General features: G+C 68.3%; 7 protein-coding genes. 5 read left to right on the top strand and 2 right to left on the bottom strand.

The features are described from left to right. Positions 1-121 precede the first annotated feature (121 nt). Entirely contained in the window at positions 122-703 is a 582-nt protein-coding gene (locus AC2W7M_RS21210) for a hypothetical protein (protein ID WP_486134688.1), read from the bottom strand. 30 nt (positions 704-733) lie between these two features. Further along, on the bottom strand, positions 734-1,057 hold the full coding sequence (locus AC2W7M_RS21205; RefSeq protein WP_486134686.1) for a hypothetical protein: 324 nt from the start codon (positions 1,055-1,057) through the stop codon (positions 734-736). 591 nt (positions 1,058-1,648) lie between these two features. On the opposite strand from AC2W7M_RS21205, the gene AC2W7M_RS21200 reads away from it, so the two are divergent. From AC2W7M_RS21200 to AC2W7M_RS21180, 5 genes are all read left to right on the top strand, one after another. After that, on the top strand, positions 1,649-1,810 hold the full coding sequence (locus tag AC2W7M_RS21200) for a hypothetical protein (protein WP_486134684.1): 162 nt from the start codon (positions 1,649-1,651) through the stop codon (positions 1,808-1,810). A gap of 142 nt (positions 1,811-1,952) precedes the next feature. Then, complete coding sequence (locus AC2W7M_RS21195; protein WP_486134682.1) at positions 1,953-2,150, top strand: hypothetical protein; 198 nt, start codon at positions 1,953-1,955, stop codon at positions 2,148-2,150. Beyond that, positions 2,141-2,782, top strand: coding sequence for a hypothetical protein (locus AC2W7M_RS21190; RefSeq protein WP_486134680.1), 642 nt, complete (start codon positions 2,141-2,143; stop codon positions 2,780-2,782). The genes AC2W7M_RS21195 and AC2W7M_RS21190 overlap by 10 nt, the downstream gene beginning before the upstream one ends. Positions 2,783-3,258: 476 nt before the next feature. After that, entirely contained in the window at positions 3,259-3,537 is a 279-nt protein-coding gene (locus AC2W7M_RS21185; protein ID WP_486134678.1) for a helix-turn-helix domain-containing protein, read from the top strand. 139 nt (positions 3,538-3,676) lie between these two features. Beyond that, on the top strand, positions 3,677-4,086 hold a 410-nt coding region (locus AC2W7M_RS21180), incomplete at its 3' end, for a hypothetical protein (protein WP_486134676.1).

Raw genomic sequence — 4,086 nt, 5'->3', positions numbered from 1 at the left:
CGCCCTCGCGCTCGCGGCCGAGCCTCGCGAAGGCGGGCGAGGGGCCGGCGGTGGTGCGCCGCTTCCGGCGCGCCGCATGAACGGCCGCACATGCGCGCACACCACCGCAAGATCCTCGGCATCAAGGTTCGGCCGCTCGCGCGCGGCGAGATCTAGCAGCGCCCGCGCGCCGGCGGCGGTGGTGGTCTGGGTCCTGATGGCGGCGGCAAGGCAGGCAATGTCGGCTTCCACCGCCGCGCCGGCCTGCGCGTCGATCGCCAGGAGTTCGGGCGCGGTGGAGCCGATGCCGAGGCGCTGCTCGGCCTCGGCCTGCTGCCTTGCCCACCGCCAGGAGGCGGCCGCGGGCCTCCTCGAAGGCGCCGAGCGCGGCGAGGAAGGGATCGGTGCGCTCGGTGCGCAAGGTCGCCGAGCTCATGGTGCGCCCCGCCTCGCTGGTGCCGGCCGCGCCGATGGCGGCCAGGATGCCGGCGCAGCGGTCTTGCGCCGACTGCACCAGCGGCATGAGGCTGCGCGGGTTCCCGCCCTCATCGTCCAGGCCGCGCACCGCCAGTTCCAGGCCTTCCAGATGCAGGCGCAGATAGTCGAGTTCGGTTTCCAGGTCGGTGCGCGCGAGGCGCTCGATCCGGCCCGCATCGCCCATGCGCAGCTGCGCATTGAGCGTGCGGGGGCGTTCGCCGCGGGCTGCGGCGGTGGTCTTGCCCATGGGGTGCTCTCCTTCGGTGGATAGGGTGCCTCAGGCGGCCATGCCTGCGGCGGCTTCAAGGGTGCGCAGTTGGGCCGCCAGTTCGGCGGCCTCGTGGGCGTGGCGCGGGCTGCTGCCGTAGTGGACGCGGTTGTGGTGTGCCTCGCGGATCGTCGCGATCCGGGCGATGAGGGCCGCTGGCGGCAGGGCGGCGGCGGCCGCGATGGCCTTTTCCTCGCGCCAGGCCTCGCGCATGGCGAGGCTCATGGCGTGGCGCGGCAGGCGGCGGTAGATGCAGCCCACCCCGCCCAATTGGCTGCGGAAGAGATGCCAGGCGCGGCGCATGAGGCGGCGGCGGTCGATGGTGTGGGGCATGGCGCCGTCTCCGCTCAGGCGCCGCGGCCCGCGGTCTCGGCCGCGAGCAGCGCCTCGAGGTTGGCGACGCGCATGAGGTCGCGCTGCGGTGCTTGGCGGCGCTCCAGTTGCGGGGCTCGCCGGCGCGGCTGTAGCGCGCGGCCCGCACGCGGGCGCACTCCAGCGCGGACGTGATGATGCGGATGGCTTGCGTGCGCGAGGCGCCGAAGGGCACTGCGGCCCAGCGCTGGATATCGGCATAGGCCGTGACCGGGGCATCCTTGGCATCGGCCCAGGCCTGCCGCAGGAAGCCGGCGAAGACGGCGCGGCTGAAGCGCTGCATGGAGACGCGGAAGAGGCCCCAGGCCCGGCGCATCACTTTCGCGGTTTCGATCTTGGCCATGGCTTGCTCCTCAGGGGATATTTCGTTATCCCTAAGGTCTAATATCCGATGCGCGATGTCAATGCCTGAGGCATATTTTATTAACCCTGAGGGATATATTTATGCTAGCCGAGCAAATCCGGGCCGCCCGTTCACTCCTTCGATGGGAACAGAAGGATCTAGCCGAACGATCGGGCGTGTCCCTGCCCTCGATAAAGCGACTGGAGGGTATGACCGGCCCGCTGTTGGCCACGCGCCTCGGCACGCTGGATGCCATCCGCCGAGCCTTTGAAGCCGGCGGCGTCACCTTCATCGCCGAAGGGGAGGCGTCGCCCTCCGGTGGCCCGGGCGTGCGCCTCGGCGCCGGAGCGGCAGGCGCGGCCGAGGACTGAGGAGCCCTCGCATGTCGTGGATCGAGGGCGCGCGGCCCCATTACTTCGCCCGGCTTGAGCGGGAAGGCCCCTGGTGGAGCGTCGATTTCCGGGACTGCCCCGGCTGCCTCACCTCGGCCGCGGCCGAAGGGAAGCATTGCGCATGGCCGCGGACGCGCTCGCCGCCTGGTGCGCGAACATCCCGCCCATGAAGCTGCCCAAGCCCACCGGCGCCGCCCCGGGCGAAGTGCTCATCGCGGCGCGCTTCAGCCGTTCACCGGGCCTGACATGGTGGGGCGGCACCCGCATTGCCGCGCCGCTGGCGTCCTATTGGCGGGACAAGGCGAGGGGGTGGCGGTGACACAGCCGAAAGAGCCACCCGCCGCACTGCGCCATTGGACAGTGGATCAAGCGCTTTGGTGGATACACGAAGGGCGCGAGCTTGAAGATCCCGTGCGCGGTGGTCCGCACCGCGCGCCCGAAAATATCGAGCGGCTGCATGACTGCCTTAAGCAGGGACGGCTCATTGCGGGTGCGGTAATTGCCGGCCGGTACGAAGACCTGCGCCCCGTTGAATGGATGAGCCTCGAGTTCGCCAGTGATTATTCTGGCGTGGGCTTTGCAGACGACATGTTTTGCGACGATACATTCTGCGAGCCCTTGGTTGTGCGCTCCATTCGAATCTATCCTCGCAGTCAAATCGCGGGCCGCAGCCTGGCCGCGGGCGGGCTGATTTCATGCTCAGAGGGCCACGTCGAAGGGCACCATGCCGTCATCGACGATGTGCTCTTCCCGGCGGATCAGGTGCGCGCCTGTTTTCCGCCGCCAAGTCAGGCGGACAGTATGCAGGTTTCAGAGTGCGCCGGTTTGGCCGAGCAGGTGCCTGCTGCGACCGCCGCAACAAAGGGGGCCGGCCTGCGGTTTTCCGGTGGGATGAAATTATCGATCAGTTCCTGGTTGATTCCGGCAGGTTGGGCACCCAAGACGAGCTGATAGCGCTGATCGGGGAGGCTGCTGCGCGAGCGGGGCTTGGTGCTCCACCCGCCCCGTCTATCCTCTATCATTTTAATAGAACATATCCCAATTTCCTGGCTTCTGTCTCTCAAAGATTCGATTTTCATCCTCAAAGTAGCGGTGCGATCTATGATAGCGGTCAATGGAATAAAATATTAGACCACTTCATGATAAGAATTGGTGCTCCAGATACACAGGCCGAACTCGTGCGCCGTGTTCAGCGCGCGGCGATAGAAACAAAGCAAGAGGAGCCGGACTCGCGGACAATCCGCGATTACTTCAGAAAGCGCTTTCCTGCATTCCTATTGGAATCGAAATCGGGGACTCATGGGTAATGGGGAAACTGGTTTTCCCACCCAGTTTCCCCACGTTGTCCCTCTCTGCGCTGGATAAAGGCGTGAGCAGATAGCCCCTGATTGCCGGGCTTTTCCGGCATGAAAGGGAGCCTTCTGGCGATGAACGACAATGACAGAGGCGCCGTTGCTGCGCCTCACTTCGTCCCCCTGATCGACACGTCCGGCGCGGCCAAACTGCTCGGCCTCGCGCCGATCACGCTGGCGAAGCTGCGCGTGACCGGAGGCGGGCCTGCGTACGTCCAGCTCGGCCGCGCAATTCGCTACAAGCCGACGGAGGTCATGGCCTGGGCTGAGGCCCGCGCCTGCCGCTCCACATCAGACGCGGCGGTGCGCGGCACCGCCACCGCCGCCCACCGCACCGAGGGGGAGGCCGCCTGATGAGCCGCCCCCGCACCGCTTTCCTTCTTTCTGAGCTGGAAATGGCTCGCTTCCTCAAACTGGTGCAGGACAGCCCAAATGGGCGCGTGCGCTGGACGCGCGCGCCGCGAGCAGCTCCATGCGGCAGGCGTTGTTTCCGATGGGCGCCGAATTCCTCGCCGCGCTCGCGCCCATGACGCGCCGGGATGACGGGCGCTATGCGCTCGCGGCGCCGCTGGAGGCCCGCTGCTGGCCAGAGGGCGCCGAGGCCACCGCCGACACGCGCTTCGCCCCCGGCGAGGTGCGCGTCGCGCCTCTCACGGGCACGTGGGAGGACGGGAACGCCTGCCGCGCCGGCTTCGCTTGGGCCGCCGCGGTGGCCGGCCGGATCTGGCGGCGACCGGGCGATGGTTGCGACGCCCTCGAAGCTGGCCTGCGGCTTCTCGGCCTCATGTGCCTCGCCATGCTCCAGCAGCGCGACATCGAGCGCGGCCGCGCGCCCGATGACGAGGAAGCCGCGCCGGCGGATGCGGTGGTCACGGCGCAGCCGGCGGAGCCCCCAGGCGGCGG

This window comes from Xanthobacter sp. BG11Y11_SDJG (genome assembly GCF_057364445.1).
This window is presented reverse-complemented; position numbering and strand designations above follow the sequence as displayed.

Excerpts from the sequence above, each read along its gene's own strand:
- AC2W7M_RS21205 (WP_486134686.1), bottom strand. The coding sequence starts at position 1,057 with ATGCCCCACACCATCGACCGCCGCCGCCTCATGCGCCGCGCCTGGCAT.
- AC2W7M_RS21185 (WP_486134678.1), top strand. The coding sequence starts at position 3,259 with ATGAACGACAATGACAGAGGCGCCGTTGCTGCGCCTCACTTCGTCCCC.
- AC2W7M_RS21200 (WP_486134684.1), top strand. The coding sequence starts at position 1,649 with ATGACCGGCCCGCTGTTGGCCACGCGCCTCGGCACGCTGGATGCCATC.
- AC2W7M_RS21195 (WP_486134682.1), top strand. The coding sequence starts at position 1,953 with ATGGCCGCGGACGCGCTCGCCGCCTGGTGCGCGAACATCCCGCCCATG.
- AC2W7M_RS21210 (WP_486134688.1), bottom strand. The coding sequence starts at position 703 with ATGGGCAAGACCACCGCCGCAGCCCGCGGCGAACGCCCCCGCACGCTC.